The sequence below is a fragment of the Streptomyces lonarensis genome (genome assembly GCF_012033735.1).
Classification (GTDB): Bacteria; Actinomycetota; Actinomycetes; order Streptomycetales; family Streptomycetaceae; genus Streptomyces; species Streptomyces lonarensis.
In genome coordinates, this window is the sequence record NZ_JAAVJD010000434.1 from 1 (window position 1) to 1,888 (window position 1,888).

Here is a 1,888-nt window from a genome sequence, read left to right on the forward strand (position 1 = left end):
CCGCCCGCGGCGTCCGGCACCGACGCCGGCGCCGCACCCGGCCCCGACCGGTCCGCCGGCCGGCCCCGCGGGGCGCACCGCCGGCCACCGGCCCGCAGCGGCCCCCGTGTCCCGCCGCCCCCGTGCGGCCCGGGACCTCCGACCCTCCTGAGCAGCGGCGCTCACCGGGCACAATGCCCGCGTGGGGCACCACCCGGACGCCCCACGGGCCCGCCGCCCGTCGGACGTCACCCTTCCCGTCCACGGGCCGCGCGCCCCGCATCCCCACGGCCCTCCGGTCGGCGGGACGCCCGCGCCCCGTCCGCGGGGCGATGCGACCAGGGACGTCGCAGCCCCGCCGCGCCCCCACCGCCTTCCCGCCCCGAAACCGTGCGACGGCCGAGCCGCCGACCCGGTGAGTGGACACCGCAGTCCCGTACCGTCACCCGAACCCGGCCGTGGAGAGCGAGGAACGATCCCGTGTCCGAGCGCACGTACCACCCAGACACCCCGACCACCCCCGAGAACACGTCGCCCGACCCCTCCGGCGCTGCCGACGCGCCGCCCGAGGGAACGCCCCGCCGCGGCCTCTTCGGCGGGAAGCTGCGGCTGCTCGCCATGATCGGCCCGGCCTTCGTGGTCGGCTCCTGGCAGTTCGGCCCCGGCGCCCTGACCGCCGCCGTGCAGGCCGGCAGCGGTTACGGATACGACCTCATCTGGGTCATCGTCGCCTGCAACCTGCTGATGCTCGCCTTCGCCGACATGAGCATCCGCATCGGCATCGTGTCGGGGAACACCCTCATCTCGATCACCAAGGAGTACTGCGGGGCGCTCGTCGCCAAGCTCTCCGGCGTCGGCCTCTTCATCATCACCCTCATGTTCTCGGTCGGTAACGCGGTGGGCTCCGGGCTCGGGCTGTCCCTGCTGTTCGGCGGCTCGGTGATCTGGTGGTCGCTCGCCTGCACCGCGCTCGTCGCCTGCGTACTGCTGGCGCGACGGCTGTACCGCGCCATCGAGAAGGCGCTGCTCGTCATCGTCGCCACCATGGCCTTCTCGTTCGTCATCACCGCCTTCCTCAGCGGACCGGAGTGGAGCGCCGCCGGCGGCGGGGTCATCCCGTCGCTGCCCGCCGGGGCGGGGCTGCTCATCGTGGCGATGGTCGGTACGAACTTCTCCATGAACGCGGCGTTCTTCGCCGGGTACGCCGGCCGGGAGCGGGGGCTGACGCGCGAGGCGTACCGCCGCACCACCCTCGTGGACACCATCCCCGGCATCGTCGCCCCCGGCCTGATGACGATCCTCGTGCTGATCACCGCGGCGACCGTCCTCGAAGGAGGCGGCGCCGACGCCAGCTTCGGCGACCTCGCCGGTGTCCTCGAGCCGATCGCCGGCGAGGCCGGGCGGATCATCTTCGCCCTCGGGTTCTTCGGGGCGGCGTTCTCCTCGATGCTGGCCAATGCCACGGCGGGCGCGACGGTGCTCGCCGACACCTTCGACTGGGCCAAGGACGTCTCCGCGCTTCCGGTGCGCCTGGGAATCCTCGGCATCCTGGCGTTCGGCGCGACGGTCACCGTCATCGCCGGTTCGAACCCCGTCCAGCTGATCATCATCGCGCAGGCCCTCACGGTCCTGATCAAGCCGTTGCTCGGCGTCGTCCTGGTCTACCTGGCCAACAACAGCGCCCTGATGGGGACGTTGCGCAACAGCTGGTGGCAGAACGCACTCGGGGCGTGCGGGGTCCTGCTGGTGGTCGCCACCTCGGTCCACCTCGCGATGAACCTGTACTGAGACGCCTCGCGCCCGGGGCACCGTCGTCGGCGACCTCCATATGGCCAACGTCATGCTCCGCTCGGAGACCGCGCCCGACGGCACGGAGACCCCCGTCCAGGTCGTGCTCCTGGACTTCGAG

1 protein-coding gene is annotated in these 1,888 nt (G+C 72.9%); it reads left to right on the plus strand.

Translation table 11 applies throughout. From position 1 onward, the window contains the following. Positions 1 to 459 precede the first annotated feature (459 nt). Entirely contained in the window at positions 460 to 1,767 is a 1,308-nt protein-coding gene (locus HCN56_RS25325) for an Nramp family divalent metal transporter (protein ID WP_209313184.1), read from the plus strand. The last annotated feature ends 121 nt before the right edge of the window (positions 1,768 to 1,888 follow it).